The sequence below is a fragment of the Paenibacillus eucommiae genome (assembly GCF_017874215.1).
GTDB lineage: Bacteria > Bacillota > Bacilli > Paenibacillales > NBRC-103111 > Paenibacillus_AI > Paenibacillus_AI eucommiae.
The window spans coordinates 240,175-258,180 of the sequence record NZ_JAGGLB010000004.1; the positions used below are offsets into that span (position 1 = coordinate 240,175).

Here is an 18,006-nt window from a genome sequence, read left to right on the forward strand (position 1 = left end):
GGTTTTATTTAACACTCACATCACAGGTTGAGATGGGGTTGGTTTTTTTTTCTTTTAACCCAAACCCCTTATTTTCTCAACCTCCCCTTTTGAAATTCCTGTCATTTCAACGATCAGGGAAACTTCCATTCCTTTTTCGAGCATTGTTTTAGCCACTTCTGACTTTCCTTCGAGCTTTCCTCTGAGCTCACCTCTAAGTTCACCCCTAATTTCACCTCTAAGCTCAGCTTTGGATTCAAAATCCTCAAATGCTTTCTCCAGATTAGATATCATCGGTCTTGCACCTCCTTCAGCTCCGTAACTGATCCTAAATCCTGAAAAAAAATAAAGGATCTGCCGTGTCAACCATCCTCCGGTAGAATCCTTTTATTTTTTACTATTAGTGCAAATCCCTTAATTTCTCAATTTCTTCTGTCGAAAGTCCCGTCAATTCAACGATAAGGAAAACGTCCATTCCTTTTTCAAGCATTGTTTTTGCCACTTCTGACTTTCCTTCAAGCTTTCCTCTAAGCTCACCTCTAAGCTCACCCCTAAGTTCACCCCTAAGTTCACCCCTAAGTTCACCTCGAAGCTCAGCTTTGGATTCAAAATCCTCAAATGCTTTCTCCAGATTAGATATCATCATTTTTACCTCCTTTGGCTCTGTAAATTGATCCATAATCTCGATTACTCTTCTTCTGTGTTTTTCAGACAGCCCGCGGTTTGTCACGATTTTGATCCAAGTTTGAAAAAGGGGAAACAAATCGGCCGGAAGCTTCTCCAGTACATGAGTCAACCTTTCCATTTGTTCCATAAAAGCGTGGATCTCCGGCCTGCGTTCCAACAGGAATACCGCCCCAATCAGGTTCGATAGCTCCATTAACTCTTCTTCCCTATAACCATGAACATTGATGAGAATGTATTTAAAATCAAGCAACTCATCTCCGAACCACTCCTGATGATCAAGCGTTTCCCGAAAGCTGCGGCATGCGGTCCAAGCTCCTATTCCGTTGTATAGGACAATGGGTACAATGACTGGAAGTTTAAAATCTCTGCGAGCCGCTTCGGCGCCGTTTATATTTTTAAGAGTGTCACGCCAAATTTCCACCATATAGAGCAGCAATCGATACGGCATTTGAAAATCAACACTCGATTGCATCTCCATTAACACGTAGAAAATGATTTGGCGGTCTTTAATTTGCATTTGATAAACCAAATCGGATTCTTTCTCACGAAAATCCTGTAAAATGTAGGACTTATCCATCTTGGTCAGATTCGACTCATCTATCCTGTCTACCCAGCCTTTATGCACAAAACTTTGCAATAATTCAACGAAGATGCGCTTGCTTGAGAGCAGAAATTTGTACGCTTTGTCATGAGGTTGATGGATATTCTCATTTTGATCCTTGTTCAAAGCGTCCTCATCCTTTTCTTTCAAGCATCCTTACTCCTCCATTATAATCGATTTCACGATCAAATTAAATGGACTTTAACTTTATTTGGTTATAAAGGATTGAAAAAAGATGTGCAAAAACTTGTTTTTTAGCCTTGCAAGTAATTTTGTACCTGGCTCAGAAAAAACGATGTGATGATTAGGACGCCTCCATGACGCCCCCATGATGCCCAAAGAACCTAGCAAATTGCCAATTGCAAATGGCTAGGTTCTTCAAGTATTCATCTACCTACTATTTCAAAAGGAAATTCGCAGCACTATGTCCGTCCTTCGTCTTACGCACCTCAAGAATGGCAGGAAAGGCAGCTTTAAGCTCCTGTACATGGGAGATGACCCCGATCATTCTGCCCGATTTCTGCAAGTCGATGAGCGCTTCGATCGCCTTGTTCAAGGCGTCTTCATCCAGCGAGCCAAAACCTTCATCAATGAACATCATTTCGATCGAAATACCACCTTGATATGCCTGAATGACATCGCTCATTCCTAATGCAAGACAGAGGGAAGCATTGAATTTCTCCCCGCCAGACATAGACTTCACATCCCGGTTCAGCCCCGTGTATACATCATAGACATCAAGCCCCAAACCGCTTTGCCGATTATGCTTCTCCAATCTGTCGCTTCGCTGCAGGACAAATTGTCCACCGGACAGGAGACGCAGCCGCTCATTGGCGGCATGCAAAATCCGCTCGAGAAATTCAATCAGCACGTAGCGCTCAAAGGAAAGCTTAAGCGTGTTATCGCCTCTTAGCGCATCATACACATCCTTGACCTGCTGCCACTTATGCTCCTGGTCTTGAAGCCTTTCGTTTACTGAAAGGATGTTGGTCTTCAACCGCTCCGTATCCTGGAGACGGCTCTTGAACTCTTGATGAGCTGCCGACGTATGCTCCAGTTCGCTCTCTGCCTGCGCCAGCTCTGCCGTCAGGCGCTCTAGATCCGCAGACTCCTTGCCTGCAAGCTCCTGCTCCTGCGAGCTGATTTGCTGGCTTAGCGCCGCGAGCGCCTTGGCGAACGCTTCGATCCGCTCACGCAAATCGCTGCGCCCAGCCTCAGACAGCTTCGTCTGCGCATACACCTCGCTGGACGCGAAACCGGCCTTCGCCAGCTCCTGTCTAAACCGCTCGTCAGCCAGCTGCAGCGCCGCTGCCGCCTCTTCCAATTGCCTGGCCAAATGGCCCAGGCTGGTGGTCTCCTCAGCAAGCCGCGTCTGCAGCAGTTGATACTGCTCTTGCACTTGCTTCCAGGCCTGCTGAAGCTGCCCCGCAAGCTGCTGCTGCTGCTTCAAACGCGCAGCCAGCCGCCCCTCAGTTCGCAGCTCCTCCGGGATGCGCTCCAGCTCCTTCTCCAGCATCGATTGCTTGGCATGCCGGCCAATGCGCACATCCTGATAACGCTCGCTCAGGCTCTCCTTCTCCTTGGTCAGCTTGTCCAGCTGCAGCTCAAGCTCTGCCGCTGTCTGCTTCAGCTGCAGCAAGCTCTTCTGCTGCGCTTCCAAGCGCTCAACCTCTTCCTTAACGCGGGTGCCCTCGCGAACAAGCCCGTCGTATTGCTCGCGCATACCGTCCAGGGAAACCCCAAAATCCGCCAACGCCGTCTGTTTATCCGCCAGCCCTGTCCGGGTCGCGGCCAGCTCAGCCTGCGCCTTGCTGTATTCCTGCTCATGCAGGCGCAGCACTTGCTTGACCTCCTGCAGCTCCTCCTTCGTCGGCAGCACATCTGACGCCTCGGCCTTGCCTAGATGCGAAGTACTGCCGCACACCGGGCAAGGCTGCCCGTCATGCAGATGCGCCGCCAAGAGGCTCGACTGCCCTTCAATCCACAATTGCTCCAGCTTATCATGCCTGGACTGCATCTGCGACAATGTCCGCTGCCGCTCGCTTTCCTGCTCTATGTATCCTTCGATCAACCGCTGCACCTCAAGCGTATCCTTCATCAGCTTCGCCTGCTCACGCAGCTTGCCAAGCGCTTCCTTCCGCTCCGGCAAGGCCGCGGTCTCCTGCTCCAGCGCCTTCACCCGCTCGCTGCTCCTCGCTCTCTCCTCGCGGATGCCGAGCAGCTGCCGCTCGTGCGAGGCAAGCTTCGCTGCGCTCTGCTCCTCCTCCTGCCGCAGCTTCGCGACCTCCTGCTCCGCTGCGTGCAGCGCCGCTACAGCCGGCGCCAGATCCTGCAGCCGCTGCAGCTCCCGATCCGCCTGCCTGCGCTGCTCCTCCTTGCCCGTCTCCTCTCGGTAGCGCAGCTCAGCCGCCTCCCACTCGCGCCTTACCGTCGCTGCAGTGCTCAGCTTCGCCTCATGCTCCTTGCGCCGCTGAGCCTCCGCTTTCAGCGCCTGCTGCCACTGCTCCTCGTAAGGCTCCAGCCGCACCGCCTTCTCCGCTAATTCTAGCCGCTTCTCCCTCGCTTCGTGCTCAGGCAGGCTGCTGTCCATCGACGCCTTCTCCACCCGCTTCAATTCCAGATTGCGGAATTGATCATTCAAAGATTTGGCATGATGTAAGCTCGTCTGCTTACCACTAAGCTCTGCCTGCAGCGCCGTTCGCCTTAGAAGGGACTCGGCCAGCCGCTCCTCATAATAGGCCTGCTCCTCACTCAGTCCCTCGACGATCTGTGTGACATTCTGATAATCCTGCTCCATCGTCCGGACAAGGGAAGTGTTCTCCCTCGCTGGCAGTACAGCTGGAATTTGCCTGACATGCACCTCCAGCTCCGTTTGCGAGCTTTGCAGAGCAGCCTTTAAATCCTTGGTCTTTTGCTGAAACTGACCCTCCACCTTCTGATAAAGCTCCGTCCGGAAAATACGCCGCAAAATCTCCTCCTTATTTTCCGTCTCCGAAGTGAGCAGCCTGCGGAACTCCCCTTGCGGGAGCATCACGATCTGACTGAACTGACTGTTCGTAAGACCGATAATCCGCTCCAGCTTATCATTAACGTCCTTAACCGTATACCGCTCCACAATCGGAACATCTTGTCCATCTATTCGCTCGTAAAGCTCTATTTTCGCCCCAGTTTCCGTCTTATTATTGCCTTTGCGATGCCCTAGCTGCCGCACCACGCGATATATTCTACGCCCGATGCCGAACTCCAGCTCGACCAGAGTATGCGTCTCCTCATCGGCGAAATGGCTTCGCAGCATGCGGGAATCATAGCGGTCCTCCCCGCTAGCCGTTCCATAAAGCGCAAAACAAATGGCATCAAAAATTGTCGTCTTCCCTGCACCCGTGCTCCCCGAAATAACAAAGAGCCTGCAATCCTCCAGCACAGCAAAATCAATCTCTTCCCTATCCTTAAAAGGCCCAAAGGCCGTCATCACGAGCTTTAACGGTCTCATCCGGCTTCCCCCTCCGTCCGCGCCACTTCCTCAAACACTTCCTGAAACAGCCGCTTCTTCTCATCGCTTAAGGGAACCCCTTTTACTTCCTGAAAAAAAGAAGCAAATAACGAAACCTGATCCGTCTCCCGCCGCTCGGTTTTGCTGCCCGTCACTTCCGCTGCGCCGCTGTACAAGGTTACTTTCCGCTCGACATGCAGCGCATTGGGATACACCGCACGAACCTTTTCCATCGGAAAAAGTACCGGATTTTCGTTAAGCAGCGTAACAAAAATATAATCCTCACTAATCTCATGAGTTTCGATCTCTTCGATCGTCGCTTCAACGCGGCGCATATCCCTGAGTGGCTTCAGCAATTTTTTGACCACATTCACCTTGCCTTCGCCGTCCATTTCCACGACATAATAGCCCTTCTCATGATGCTGCTCGGATATAGAGTATTTCAGCGGCGAGCCGGCATAGCGGATCTTGTCGTCAAGCACGTAATGCGCCTGGTGCAAATGTCCAAGTGCCGTGTAATGGAAAGTGGCAAAATACGAAGCATGCACATGCTCAGCCCCGCCAATCGCCAGCGGACGCTCTGAATCACTCGTATTCTCCTCCTGCTCTCCATAAGGAGTGACAAAAGCATGCGCCACACAAACATGGCGAGCCGCAGGATCCATCGTCGCCTGGATTCTCGAAGTGAGCGCTTTGGCCGCATCATCATGCGTTTTTATGTCTTCATCGCCCAGCGCATACCTGACCTGAGCCGGATCTGCATAAGGAATAAGATGCACATGCACTTCACCGTAGCTGTCCTTAAGGACGACAGGCTTCTGCTCCTTTTTCAACTGACCGCATAGAAACAGACCTCTGCCTTCCATCATTTTCGTGCCGAAGCCAAGCCGGTCTGGACTGTCATGATTGCCGGAAATCGCCAGCACGGGAGTCTCAAGATCAATTACAATCCGCTCCAGCAGCACATTCAACAAATCTACCGCCTCAGTTGGGGGCACAGCCCGATCATACAGATCACCCGCTATAATGACGGCATCCGGCCGCTCCTCCTTCACTGCATCAATCAACTGCTCCAGCACATAGCGCTGATCCTCAGTCATATAAACTCCCTGCACAAGCTTGCCTAAATGCCAATCGGCTGTATGTATAAATTTCATGAAATTTGACTCCTTTTAAATTGCTTACTTACTCTTTGCTTTACTTTTCTTTTCTTTTCTTTACTCTTTTCTCTGCTCTCTGCTCTCTGCTCTCTGCTCTCTGCTCTACTCTTCACATTATATCAATCTTTCGTCTACCAAAGCTCTCCTACTAATACTAAACCATAATTAAGAGATTTTGTCAGCGAACAATATAAGGGACTCGGGATTCATATCCAGGACCGGGGGGTATAATAGACGTATACAACCGGGCATACCCCGGATTACTGAAAGGAGCTTTTCCCATGAACAAACAGCACATAGAACAGCAGATTTCTGAGGCTTTGGATCAAAATCATTTTTGCACATTCGCTACTGTTGAAGGTAATAAGCCGAAGCTCCGGTATATGGTACTTTTTCACGACGGACTTAACATTCACTTGGCTACCAGCCGCAAAACCCATAAAGTCGAAGAGCTCGAGCAAAACCCTAACGTCTCCTTGCTATGCGGCTACGAAAAAAAAGGCACCGGGGAGATTCTTGATATTCAGGCAACCGCTGCTGTAACCAAGGACGAATCACTGCGCCAAAAAATATGGAACGATGAATTGAAGCGCTGGTTTGATGGTCCAGATGATCCGGATTACGTCATTCTCGACATTACTCCAACGCGCATTGAATACAATGATAAAGAGATGAACCTGCATGTCTGGGAGTCTTGATCGTAATTTGATTGGCTTGATCGCATTATGAAATAAAGGAGGAAGCAGCATGCAGCAGGTGTATCGATGGTTGAATATCGTTGTGTTTTTGGCGGTGATCGGGGTAAATTGGGCAGCCAATGCCCTGCCTCTGTTCGGCAGATCAACGGGAGAAATCTCTGCCATGTATCCTGTGGCGGTCACTCCCGCCTCCTACGCCTTTGGCATCTGGGGGCTGATTTATGCACTGCTTGCCGGGTATATGATTGTACAGGCAATGCCCCGCGGCCAGCAGCGTCCGGAAGTTAAGCGAATTGGCCCCTGGTTTATCATTAGTTCCTTGCTTAACATAGCATGGCTGTTATTGTGGCACTCGCTGCATATCACATCAACCGCATTCATCATGCTTGCCATGCTGCTCTCCTTAATTGTGGCGTACCGCAGGTCGAGACCTGCGACACCACATCCGGTCATCTGGACGCGTTTGTTCGTTGCGCTGCCATTCAGCATTTACTTGGGCTGGATTTCCGTAGCTACCATTGTCAATATTTCTGTAGCCTTGAAAGCCTCCGGCTGGGACGGCTGGGGTGTTAGCCCAGAAGCTTGGGGTACTGCTCTCCTGGTTGTTGCCGGATTTCTTGCACTACTTATAGCCCGTCAGTACAGCGATCCTTTTTACGGACTTGTGATCATATGGGCATGCATTGCAATAGCTATAGAGCAACAACCAGCCTACCCTACACTCTCTTATGCAGCCTGGGGTGTAGCAGTTATTGTGTTTGTCGTTTCAGCCCTAACCTTTTATAAACCACGTAAAGTCCAAAGCTCTGTAAGATAATGAATGCTGGCATAATGTCGAGCCTGTAACGGGTTTGAATTTCTATAACAAGATGTACAGCCGCGTAGCCCAATAATAGGATCAGAAAAAGCATATAGGCCTGATTATTAAGCTCCGGATCTTTTCTTCTTATTAATCCCAAAAAAGTAATGATTGCAAAACCGGCCATGAGGAAATAAGTGACTCTTTCAACAAGCTTAAGCGTAAAAGCCAGGGTTGGTTTATCCATATCCCAAACGCTCCAGAAAACAGAAGCATCCTCACTCCCCCAGAAAATAGCCAGCTTTCGGACGAACAGAGCAGCTACCTGGGACTTGTCTGCCAGCCTTTCTTTGATTACCTCAAGCTCAGCCGCATCTCTTTCGGCTCCTACCTTGAAAGGCCGCGCATACTCGGAATCCTCTGATGACCACGTGCCATTGGTTTCTGCGTTCAATCCGACCATGAATTTCCAGTAAGGCTCCCGATTGGACAGCTTGTAGTCGGTAATGCCGGCATAAATAAAGGAGAAGTTGACAAGCTGCTGAACCACAAAAAAAACGGCGACTACCCCCACCATCTTTTGTAATATAGAGCGGGCCTGCTTCTGCTTAAAAAGGGTCTTGCCAAACGGGACAAGCTGAATAAGAACCACATACACTACAAATCCCACAATAAAAAAACTACCCAAAGGCCTGATAACATTCCCCAAAGCAAAGCATATACCAATGAAAATCCAGTTGTACTTCGCCGTCATTCCTTTATGAAGGATAAAATAGCAGCCCAGAAAAAATAAAAAAACCGACAAATGCTGATTCGTCAGCACCGAACACATAACAATATTGGGTATGTAGAACGCAAACAGCAGCGCCGACACTCTCCCGCAAAACTCATTAAACACCTTCGCCGCGGTCAAATAAATCACATAAATGGTAGCTGCGCTGAAAACGATATTCGCGATCTTCAGTATGATAATCGGATCCCCGAACAGCTTGATCATTAAAGCTTCATACACCGTAAACCCCAGCTGATAGGTCCAATTGGTAAAATACTCTGCATGACCAACGGAAAAGTCCCCGCCCGCCAATCTTAAGGCCGTATCATGCATAACAGCAAAATCCGAAACAGGCGGCGTATCAATCATGAGAATCCATACAACTCTTAGCACTACAGCAGCGGCCATTAACAGCACTAGAAAAAGCCTGCGTGACATATAGGCCGTAACCACATGTACCAATGCCAAAAGAACAGCATACACAACAAAAAGAGCACCCAACATCTTTGAAACTGAAGCATTGACAAAAAACATGTTAACAAAAGTTGAAACAAACGTAACCCCAAAAAATATAATTCCAAAGCAAGCCAGAAGCTTGGAAGCCATCCAGCCGCTTTTTTGAAGCTTGTCCATATGTTCTTCCTTCCTGAAATGCTCTACGTACACGGTGGCATACGGTTTACCGCACTGTCTCCGCTCGCGGTTCCGTCTACCTTACGTTCCTCACTCCGTTACGGATTCTTTCTCTTTACGTGAGGTACGAAATAAATCAAACATCATCAAGATTGCACCACAGACAATGCCGGAATCGGCAATATTGAAGGTTGCAAACGTATAGTTAATAAAGGCGAAATGAAAGCTTAGAAAATCAACTACTTCCCCAAACAAAGCGCGATCCAGATAATTCCCGACAGCTCCGCCAAGAATAAGACCTAATGCGATAAGCTGCAGCCGGGTTCCGGAAGTCTTGATTTTGTTCATATACCAGATGATCCCGACAATCACAATACTGGTAACGACGAGAAAAAACCAGCGCTGCCCTTCCAAAATGGAAAAAGCCGCTCCATTGTTTCTTTGCGAAGTAATCGAGAAAAAATCCCCAATCACACTTCTCACATCACCGATGTCCAAATATTTCACAATCAACCATTTCGTAACCTGGTCTACCACAAAAACGAGCAATGCAATCAAATAATACACAAAAGTTCCTCCGATTCGATCGATGGCTTGATCAATAATTAATAACATAATACCACAATCTGAAGCACAATTTGAATTTTCGTGACTTTAATGCCAATACTAGCACATATATGTTTAACACTAGCTCTTGTATGTCGGCACTAGTTCATACATGTTAGCACTAACTCTTATATGTTCAACTTGTAAGCAATATGGTATTCTACCCTAAGAGGTGAACCTAGTTGAAGCTTTCTTCTTTATATCTCAAACTTACACCGCCACAAATACTGGCGTCTGGCTTCGCCATGATCATCCTGGTGGGCACTATTTTACTGAAACTGCCCATTTCCAACAAGACTGGTCACCCCTTCCCGTTTATCGACGCTTTATTTACTGCAACATCGGCGATGTGTGTAACTGGATTATCGGTTGTGGATATAAAAACACAATTCTCAACGTTCGGACAAATCATAATCTTGATTCTGGTACAGCTTGGTGGCATAGGTTTTATGACCATGGCAACCTGGTTCGCCATTATGTGGCGGAAAAGAATTTCGCTGCGCGACCGGCTTGTACTCAAAGAATCCATGAACCACTCCAATATCGAAGGCATCGTCCGTCTCTTGGTAAGGGTCATTCTCTTCTCGATTACGATCGAGGGGACCGCCGCTGTTGTGTTCGCCTGGCGCTGGTCTTTTGAAATGCCTCTTGGACAAGCGATTTATTTTGGCATTTTCCATGCCGTGTCGATTTTCAACAATGCCGGATTTGACCTGTTTGGCGGGTACCAAAGCTTGAATCACGAGGTTGACGATATCATCTTCAATATAATCTCGATGATTCTCATCATTCTCGGCGGAATCGGCTTTATCGTTATGTCCGACCTGATCGAATACCGCAAAACACGCAAGCTGTCTTTACACAGCAAAGTCGTTCTGTCTGCTTCGGGCGTATTAATTCTGCTTGGAGCTGTTGTAATTTTCGTTTTTGAATATACGAATTCACTCACACTCGGCCCACTAGGTGGCGGCGGCAAAACGCTGGCTTCCTTCTTCCAGTCGGTCAGCCTGCGCTCAGCGGGCACCAGCACACTCGATATTGCCAGTTTGAGAGAAGGAACGCAATTTTTCATGGTCGTGCTCATGTTTATCGGCGCTGCTCCAGGCTCGACAGGAGGCGGCATCAAAATTACCACCTTCACCATTCTGATCGGAGCTATCATTGCGATGATTCGCGGAAAGGATGATGTCATCCTCTTCCGTCATCGTTTACCCAAGGATAACATCTACAAAGCGATTACGATTACACTGATGGCCCTCGCCCTGGTAGTCGTTTCTACGATGATCTTATCTACAACCCAAGACCATCAATTTTTGATGATTCTTTTTGAAACGACATCGGCCTTTGGCACCGTCGGACTCAGCATGGGACTCACACCAGATCTGACCCTTTCCGGCAAAATATTAATAATACTATTGATGTTCATCGGAAGAATAGGTGCATTAACCCTAGCCTACGCGCTCCAGCCAAAAAGCAAAAAAGAGCTCTACCGACACCCGGAAGGAAAAATCATCATCGGATAGTCCGGCTGTTGACATTCACATGAATTTTCTCACCGAAATCTGCTGCAGGAGGAATCATAATCATTTCTTTTGCAGCTCGGATTTCTGTTCCCCTTCATTAATCGCTAGCGAGATCGCATATACTTTCTCCTGCAAAACCAGCAATTGCTCCAAATCCTTTTTCTCCAAACGCAAATAATATTTCTCCATCAGAGCCATATCCGCTTCCGACATTTTTTTGTGATATTGCAACCCCTTTTCCGCCAACGAAACAATGATTTCCCTGCGGTTTTTCAAATTAATTTCCCGCTTCACGTAATTCTCTTTCTCCATCTTGCTTATTAACTGACTGGCAGCACTGGGCGTTGTGGAGAAGCTTTCAGCAATTTCCTTAACGGTTTTGGGGCTATCCTTAATCTCTTCCAGAAGAAGCCCCTGCTTGGATGTAAGATTCGCATAATCGTCGCTCAACAGGTTCTTATAATCCTGCAAAAAAATCGCACTTGTTGCATCCGCTACCGTTTTTATTTTATAGGCCAGTGCCTGTTTATCCTTAATATCATCCATGCCTAGAACTCCTTTATTTTTCATCTGATTCTGGCTATAGTATACACTAATTTATTTGTTTTAGTCACCTTAACATTTAAGCCACTTTTTTGTTATGCCCTGCATGTGTCCCCTCATTAAATCTTTCAATAAGTTTTTTCTGTTTTATCTACAAAATGGCAAACTCGCCGATTAAACCACCTTGCTGGCATCAGCTTATTTTGGGATTTAACAGCACAATTGCACTTACCTCAGAAAAAGCAATCTGACACATAAGCCACCACCCGCCGCCCCTACCATCCAAAAACCATCTATATGCCATCTATTTACCATCTGATCGCCATCTAAATGAAAGAAAACAGAAAAAGCGCCATTACGGCGCTAGATCCATTTTTCAACTCAACCTTTTCTTAGTTCTTTATTTTGTTCTTTATTTAGCTGATTGTTGGCCAATGAGCACCCAATCTGCCGCTGTATAGCTGCCCATGAACCATAAGGAGACTCCCTTGAGGTCATAAAACTTGGCGAGCCAGAGCTTTTTGGCAATGCTTTGTGTGTCCTCATAGTACATCTCATGACTCCCACGTGCATCCTCGAACCAAGCTTGCTTCACAAAATAAGGCAGCATCCACGTTTGGGTAACGCCTGCCATGGCTAATCGTTTTTCCACATCTGCAATCGCCGGGCTTACTGGAGCTCTCGTTACACCATTGGTCGTAACCCACTGGTTAGCCTGTTTGGAGATACCAAGCACTAGCTTTTCTTTAGGAATAGATGCAAGTGCTATTTGGACTGTATCATTGACGAGCGGCAATGGTGCCGAGGGCAGCTTACTTTCATTTGGGGTTAAGCCACTATGCGTGAAGTCATATGCCATAAGGATAACCAAATCAGCCAGCTTGCCGATTCCCTTAAGATCGTAGCCTGGATAATAATAAGTTGGAGGTACTGAAACAGATAAAGTATAAGTACCGAGCTGATCTTTCAGGTCCTGAAGAAATGCAAGATAATCCGCAGCGCTTGACGCTTCCCGCAAGCCTTCAAAGTCAATGCTTACCCCCGTAAATTGGTAGGTCGGATTGTTTAGGGTTATGAGCAAGGAAGAGATAAATGCCTTCTGGGCAGGCTTGTCCTTGAGAAAGTCCTTCAAATTGTTGCTATCGTAAAATACCATCAGCTCTTTGCTGATTTGAGCGGTATCTGCCGCTGCTATGACTTCCTCGGAGCCGAGTGGAATGCGGTTAACTGTTGTGTCGGTATTTAACTTTGCAGTTCCAGTTGTCGCGTATTCCAGGTGAGACCAGCCAAAGATCACATCGGAGAGCTTGTTCATTTGGGTAATCGCCCCGTACGATTCTATGGCATAAAAACCGGTGAAATCTATTTTTTGTCCGGCAATAGTTGTATCTATTAAACGATAGATCACTGCAGCTGCCTGCTTACGAATCAATGGCTCCTTGGGCTTAAAGCCAGCTGTATCGCCCTCCATAATGCCTCGATGTGCAGTGTAATAGACATAGGGCTGCATGGCCTCATTTATCGTCGTTTGATCCTTAAAAGCACGTGAAGCCCGCTCCTGCTTCCAATCTGTCGCTAGCCATTGCTGGCGTACATCTTCGCTCTCTGAATCTAGCAGAAATTTTCCCATTAGCATAGCTACTTCTTGACGAGTTATCGTTTGTGCAGGATGGAACAATCCCGCTTTATCTAGTAAACTATCTACCCATTTCCGCTCATACGCAACAGAAATATAAGGCGCAGACCACCGATCCTTGGCTACATCTGCAGGGATACTTCCTGTGGCTTGCTTCGTTTCTATTTTCGCGGCCATAACGAGCAGCTTTATAAAAGCCTCTCGAGACAACGCTTCACTAGGACGATAGGTTTGATCAGAGAATCCATCAATGATCCCTAAAGCTGATAAAGTATAAATCGGGTCGCGCGAGTAATCAAATTCCTCATCTGTAAACGGCCGAAGCTGGACATCATACGCAAAAGCACTACTCGTAAACAACATAGCAAATAATAAAACCAATAATCCTGCCTTTAAACCTACTTTTAAGCCTACCTTTTTTAGCATATTAGCTCCTTCTATTGAGATATCTGATCTGGACAAATAAGGTGTCCTCATAAAGTACAACTATAATATAGACGTGTGCAAATAGAAATTAGTTTCGAAAATGGACATAGCATATCAACACAACACAGCGCTATCTGCATACGGTACATCAAATAAAAAAAGCAGCCTCCGACTATGTCGAAGACTACTAAAAAGACTGATTATAGGTATTTAATCCTATAATTTTCAAAAAAAAGATTGTTTTATTGGTTAATTTTTACTATAATACAATATGAATGAAATGATGGTAAAAAAGTTTATTAACTTTCAGACACAGCAGGAAACCGAAGAATCGCCTCCGTTCCTACTCCCTTCTCACTTTTAAACTCAATGGTCCCCTCCATAACTTCTATGATGCGGAACGTTACCATCAAGCCAAGTCCGGTTCCTTTCGTTTTCATCGAGAAATAGGGTTCCCCTAATTTGCCTAGCGCTACGGGCTCCATGCCTTCACCGTTATCCTTGATGTGCATAATGATTTGACCCGCTTCTTCGTACGCCCAGATGTGGATTTCTCCCTCGATCTGCAAGGCTTCAATACTGTTTTTGATCACATTGATCAAGGCCTGTTTGAACTTCGAGGAGTTTCCGTGAATGTAAAGCGCTGGTGGAATATCCATCTGGATCTGTCCACCCTGCAAACGGACCATTGGAAGAATCATGCCCTCAATCTGATGCAGCTCCGCACCAATATCAAGTACCGTCACATCTTCAATCTGCGGCTTCGCAAACGTTAGAAAATCTGTGATGATGTTAGCCGCCCTATCCAGCTCCTCCACCGCTAAAGCCATATACTTTTTTCCCTTATCGTCCTCATTGCCCTTCTCTATAAGAAGCTGCAAAAAACCGCGCGTTACCTGCAGAGGATTCCTCACTTCATGGGCAACTGATGCCGCCAACTCACTAATAATTTCCATCTTTTCTGAATGCTGAAGTTGGTTATTATGCAGCTCCAGCTTCTTTGAATAGTTAATCAACTGATCGTGGTAGCTCGCAAGCCTTTTTCCTAACAGAACAACAAGGCAAACAACAAAGGCCAGAGCCCCTAATTTCCAATAAAATAATTCCGAGGCCTGATCACTCATGTAGAACTTAACAAGATCCACTGTGCCAGCTACTGCAAATAAGCCGAAACCACCGGAAAATAAAAGAGCATCCTTGTTTCCTTTAATCGCATAAATGAGCGAGAAGCTGACGAGTACAATCGATTCAAGCAGCATAAAGAAGCCAAGAATCGTAACCGTAGCAAAAAAATAAGCATTGTTGAAGCTAAAATTCGAAGCATAATTGAAGATCAGGAACAGGATGCAAAACGAAGAATAGACTGCCTGGAGCCTTCCAAGCCTCTTTATAAGAGAGAAGTAGCCAGGACCGAAGATTTTTTCGAAAAAGAAATACAAAGCAGGCAGAAATATGTATAGGGAAAGATCGAAGAAAACGGGATAAATACCTGCATGCTGTTTATAAAAGGTAAATAAATAAGGAGAGTAGGTGATCAATAGCACACCTATGGTCAGGTTGATGATGCTTAACAAAATCCATGTGGAGAATTGAGGTTTTTTAAGAAAAATAGAGACCATCAGCATCGTAAGCGAAATAAACAGCAGCGTGCTTCCGAAAGTAACACTCCATTGATCCCCTTTGACAAAAAGCGCCATCAAGCTGCTGAACTCTCCAACCAGCACTTCTTTACCAAGTCCGATCCGCCCCATTTCACTCTCTGCCATAATGATTAATGTCTTTCCTGAATCCTCACGGTCTAAGGGCAGTAGGATTCTATTGACGTCATATAAAACATTTCGAGCAGACTCATATACCTTGCGGTCTCCGATGAAAATGATCAGGTTCTGGGCATACACCTTACCGAGATATACTCCGTGGAGGTCTGAATCCACCTCTGGCAGTTCCATTCTTATCCAAGCTGACGACATTCCCTTGGGCTTACTCAGCAAAAGGCTCTGTGAATTGCACTGTAACCAGCCGTCCTTACTTTGCACCTCTGAGCTTTTCATCGAGGCTATCGGTTCAGCACCCCACTTGATTTGCCACTCTCCGATGACCTCCATCTTTTGTTCAGTCGCTGCACTTACAGGGATTCGAACCGATACGAACATACAAAACTCTAATAGAACGAATACGGCCATGATTTTAGGCACAATTTTCATGGAGCACCTCATCATGATATTATTGGCAATCAGGCAATGTATAGTATGTTTTTCGACGAAGTTCGATAATTTCCCTTCTTTATCCTGCAAAAACATTGTTAAATTTTGAAAAATAAGTAGTATTCCCACAGAATACATCTGATTTTCTACTTCCTATCGTATAAAGCGCCGTACAATGCCATAAACCAACAGAATAACCGTGACCGCCCAAGTAAAAAGAAAAGCGATCCCCAGCCCAATATTGGCGTCAACATACGCATTCCGATCATTATCATACACAGCATAGGACACCGGAAGGGCCAGAATAATAAATAGCAGCACACTCCATATTCCCGCCCCTGCCCTCTTGCTCTTCATCATTTTCCACAAAAAGAAATGGGCAGCAGCCAACAACGCAAGCGTACAAATATATACTAGTGTCATACCCATACACCTCCTTCTCCTTCTCCCTCTCCAGTCTTCTGCGATAACCATCCTAGTTCAGAAAGACGCCTTCCGGCGCCTTTGAGGTGCTTGTTCGTGACGCCGGTGCCTGGATGAGGGAATGGGTGCGGGCTCCAACTGCTGAGATGAGCTTAGATCAGCTTAGATCGGCTGAGAGGAACTCAAATAAGCTGAAAGGAACCCGGAGGAACCGCTGCTTTAACGATGTTTTTCATCGTTAAAAGCACCAGGTCCTCTCCACAACCTTGCTTTAACGATGAAAAACATCGTTAAAACCTCTTATAGCCACCCTCAGAGGCCATCCGCCCTCTTTTAACGATGAAATACATCGTTAAGTGAAGCACACGCTCATTTCGGAAGATGCGGGCTGCTAGTTAGGTTGCTAACTGGGTTGCTAATTGGGATACTAACTGGGCTCTAGCTAGGCTACTACTGTCGCCTTTCCTCCCAACTCCATCCCCTCTCAGCCGCAATCGCACGAACATGCCACGCTCAACCGGACTGCCAGCAAGGGCTCCCCACGCTTTATGCTGAAAGGCACTTAAACTAGCTTATCTGTTAAAAGAAGGCTTGAGTGTTTTCAAACCTTCTTTCAAGTCTTCTTTTACAATATACTTTCCAGCTTTTCCAATCTTCCTGGTTTCAAACTTCGTCACTTTAGCTCTTCCACCAAATTCGGCGGCACATGGCCAGTCACTGCGCTTACAAGGTTCTTCGCAGCGAGCATAGCCATATCAAACCTGGTTTGTGCAGTAGCCGATCCGATATGCGGCAGCGCCAGAACATTAGGCAGCTGAAGCAAGGGATTGCCGGGATCCGCAGGCTCTTGGTTGAACACATCCAGCCCAGCCGCACGGATCTTCTTGTTCTGCAAAGCTTCGATCAGCGCTTCTTCGTCAACCGTCTGCCCGCGGGATACATTAATAAATGTAGCGGAAGGCTTCATCAACTCAAACTCGCGACGACCGATCAGACGAGTCGTTTCAGGGGTAAGTGGCGTCATCAGAACGATGAAATCTGCTGTACTAAGCAGTTCATCCAAGGAACGATAGCTGACGCCCAGCTCATCCTCCACCGCCTGCTTTCGACTGCGGTTATGATATAGGACATTCATCCCAAAGCCAAACTTGCCGCGCCGGGCGATGGCCTCCCCGATTCTTCCCAGGCCAATAATCCCTAAAGTCGCATGATGAACGTCAACACCATATAAAACTTCATTGTCGTCAGCTTGCCATTTGCCAGCCTTCACATACTCAGCTAACTCTGAAGTTCTCCTGGCCGTCCCCAGTATAAGAGCAAAAGCCAAATCTGCTACCGTCTCATCCAAAACATAAGGGGAATTCGTCCCCATGACGCCACGGGCTTTCATTGCAGCTGTATCATAGTGGTTGTAACCAACACTCATGCTGCTTACCACTTTCAGCTTTGGAGCATGCTCCAGAAGCTCGTTGTCAATTTTGGCTCCACCTGTCAGCAAACCGTCCACATTGGCCAGCTTTTCCAGCAGCAGCTCGCGGGACATCCGCTCAGGACGATCCCATCTGCTATAATCGCAATGCTCAGCAATATAAGCCTCCACCTCAGCAGGAATTACTCTATCAATAAAAACAACTGGTTTCATCCGCTTTAACTCCTTCCGCAACCCATATTTTCACGCTTACTGTTCTCTATAGTTAACTTTGATTGTAACCTACCCGCCATATTCGATTCAACATTTCCACCGCTATATCCCCTTTTTTATCAAAAATCCAACTTATTAAGCATTTAGATCTAGGAAATAAGTACCATTTAATTTTATAATGTTT

At 46.8% G+C, this 18,006-nt stretch carries 14 protein-coding genes; 3 read left to right on the forward strand and 11 right to left on the reverse strand.

Going from position 1 to position 18,006, the window contains the following annotated elements; genetic code table 11:
* Positions 1-54: 54 nt before the first annotated feature.
* The 4 genes from J2Z66_RS08980 to J2Z66_RS08995 form a co-directional block, all read right to left on the reverse strand.
* The gene (locus J2Z66_RS08980) at positions 55-273 is read right to left on the reverse strand and encodes an Rpn/YhgA-type helix-turn-helix domain-containing protein (RefSeq protein WP_209971182.1); all 219 of its coding nucleotides are present in this window, start codon (positions 271-273) and stop codon (positions 55-57) included.
* A gap of 106 nt (positions 274-379) precedes the next feature.
* Complete coding sequence (locus J2Z66_RS08985; protein ID WP_209971050.1) at positions 380-1,417, reverse strand: Rpn family recombination-promoting nuclease/putative transposase; 1,038 nt, start codon at positions 1,415-1,417, stop codon at positions 380-382.
* A gap of 247 nt (positions 1,418-1,664) precedes the next feature.
* On the reverse strand, positions 1,665-4,757 hold the full coding sequence (locus tag J2Z66_RS08990; protein WP_209971051.1) for an AAA family ATPase: 3,093 nt from the start codon (positions 4,755-4,757) through the stop codon (positions 1,665-1,667).
* Positions 4,754-5,914: an exonuclease SbcCD subunit D gene (locus J2Z66_RS08995; protein WP_209971052.1), complete on the reverse strand. Its 1,161-nt coding sequence runs from the start codon at positions 5,912-5,914 to the stop codon at positions 4,754-4,756. Before J2Z66_RS08995 ends, J2Z66_RS08990 begins: the two co-directional genes overlap by 4 nt.
* Positions 5,915-6,198: 284 nt before the next feature.
* On the opposite strand from J2Z66_RS08995, the gene J2Z66_RS09000 reads away from it, so the two are divergent.
* Together J2Z66_RS09000 and J2Z66_RS09005 are read left to right on the forward strand one after the other, a co-directional pair.
* Complete coding sequence (locus J2Z66_RS09000; RefSeq protein WP_209971053.1) at positions 6,199-6,615, forward strand: pyridoxamine 5'-phosphate oxidase family protein; 417 nt, start codon at positions 6,199-6,201, stop codon at positions 6,613-6,615.
* Positions 6,616-6,664: 49 nt separating this feature from the next.
* Positions 6,665-7,432, forward strand: a complete 768-nt coding sequence (locus J2Z66_RS09005) for a TspO-related membrane protein (RefSeq protein WP_209971054.1) — start codon at positions 6,665-6,667, stop codon at positions 7,430-7,432.
* Here the strand turns inward: J2Z66_RS09005 and J2Z66_RS09010 are convergent.
* Together J2Z66_RS09010 and lspA are read right to left on the reverse strand one after the other, a co-directional pair.
* Complete coding sequence (locus J2Z66_RS09010; RefSeq protein ID WP_209971055.1) at positions 7,365-8,819, reverse strand: glycosyltransferase family 39 protein; 1,455 nt, start codon at positions 8,817-8,819, stop codon at positions 7,365-7,367. The two genes, J2Z66_RS09005 and J2Z66_RS09010, sit on opposite strands and share 68 nt — an antisense overlap.
* 90 nt (positions 8,820-8,909) lie before the next feature.
* A complete protein-coding gene (lspA, locus tag J2Z66_RS09015; protein WP_209971056.1) occupies positions 8,910-9,434 on the reverse strand; it encodes a signal peptidase II in 525 nt (174 codons plus the stop codon).
* Between the two features lie 173 nt (positions 9,435-9,607).
* On the opposite strand from lspA, the gene J2Z66_RS09020 reads away from it, so the two are divergent.
* The gene (locus tag J2Z66_RS09020; protein ID WP_209971057.1) at positions 9,608-10,948 is read left to right on the forward strand and encodes a TrkH family potassium uptake protein; all 1,341 of its coding nucleotides are present in this window, start codon (positions 9,608-9,610) and stop codon (positions 10,946-10,948) included.
* Positions 10,949-11,008: 60 nt separating this feature from the next.
* Here J2Z66_RS09020 and J2Z66_RS09025 read toward each other — a convergent pair whose 3' ends face one another.
* The 5 genes from J2Z66_RS09025 to J2Z66_RS09045 all read right to left on the reverse strand — a co-directional run bounded on the left by J2Z66_RS09025 (position 11,009) and on the right by J2Z66_RS09045 (position 17,822).
* Positions 11,009-11,494 (reverse strand): MarR family winged helix-turn-helix transcriptional regulator, encoded by a 486-nt coding sequence (locus tag J2Z66_RS09025; RefSeq protein WP_209971058.1) that lies wholly within the window; start codon positions 11,492-11,494, stop codon positions 11,009-11,011.
* 409 nt (positions 11,495-11,903) lie between these two features.
* Entirely contained in the window at positions 11,904-13,553 is a 1,650-nt protein-coding gene (locus J2Z66_RS09030; RefSeq protein WP_209971059.1) for a glycosyl hydrolase family 18 protein, read from the reverse strand.
* 299 nt (positions 13,554-13,852) lie between these two features.
* A complete protein-coding gene (locus J2Z66_RS09035; protein ID WP_209971060.1) occupies positions 13,853-15,757 on the reverse strand; it encodes an ATP-binding protein in 1,905 nt (634 codons plus the stop codon).
* 153 nt (positions 15,758-15,910) lie between these two features.
* Positions 15,911-16,180 carry a hypothetical protein gene (locus J2Z66_RS09040; protein ID WP_209971061.1) on the reverse strand — a complete coding sequence of 90 codons (270 nt, stop codon included), beginning with the start codon at positions 16,178-16,180 and terminating at the stop codon, positions 15,911-15,913.
* A 673-nt stretch (positions 16,181-16,853) separates the two neighbouring features.
* Positions 16,854-17,822 carry a 2-hydroxyacid dehydrogenase gene (locus tag J2Z66_RS09045; RefSeq protein WP_209971062.1) on the reverse strand — a complete coding sequence of 323 codons (969 nt, stop codon included), beginning with the start codon at positions 17,820-17,822 and terminating at the stop codon, positions 16,854-16,856.
* Positions 17,823-18,006 lie beyond the last annotated feature (184 nt).

Excerpts from the sequence above, each read along its gene's own strand:
- J2Z66_RS09035 (WP_209971060.1), bottom strand. The coding sequence starts at position 15,757 with ATGAAAATTGTGCCTAAAATCATGGCCGTATTCGTTCTATTAGAGTTT.
- J2Z66_RS09025 (WP_209971058.1), bottom strand. The coding sequence starts at position 11,494 with ATGGATGATATTAAGGATAAACAGGCACTGGCCTATAAAATAAAAACG.
- J2Z66_RS09000 (WP_209971053.1), top strand. The coding sequence starts at position 6,199 with ATGAACAAACAGCACATAGAACAGCAGATTTCTGAGGCTTTGGATCAA.
- lspA (WP_209971056.1), bottom strand. The coding sequence starts at position 9,434 with ATGTTATTAATTATTGATCAAGCCATCGATCGAATCGGAGGAACTTTT.
- J2Z66_RS09030 (WP_209971059.1), bottom strand. The coding sequence starts at position 13,553 with ATGCTAAAAAAGGTAGGCTTAAAAGTAGGTTTAAAGGCAGGATTATTG.
- J2Z66_RS08980 (WP_209971182.1), bottom strand. The coding sequence starts at position 273 with ATGATATCTAATCTGGAGAAAGCATTTGAGGATTTTGAATCCAAAGCT.
- J2Z66_RS08990 (WP_209971051.1), bottom strand. The coding sequence starts at position 4,757 with ATGAGACCGTTAAAGCTCGTGATGACGGCCTTTGGGCCTTTTAAGGAT.
- J2Z66_RS09005 (WP_209971054.1), top strand. The coding sequence starts at position 6,665 with ATGCAGCAGGTGTATCGATGGTTGAATATCGTTGTGTTTTTGGCGGTG.
- J2Z66_RS09045 (WP_209971062.1), bottom strand. The coding sequence starts at position 17,822 with ATGAAACCAGTTGTTTTTATTGATAGAGTAATTCCTGCTGAGGTGGAG.
- J2Z66_RS09010 (WP_209971055.1), bottom strand. The coding sequence starts at position 8,819 with ATGGACAAGCTTCAAAAAAGCGGCTGGATGGCTTCCAAGCTTCTGGCT.
- J2Z66_RS09040 (WP_209971061.1), bottom strand. The coding sequence starts at position 16,180 with ATGACACTAGTATATATTTGTACGCTTGCGTTGTTGGCTGCTGCCCAT.
- J2Z66_RS08995 (WP_209971052.1), bottom strand. The coding sequence starts at position 5,914 with ATGAAATTTATACATACAGCCGATTGGCATTTAGGCAAGCTTGTGCAG.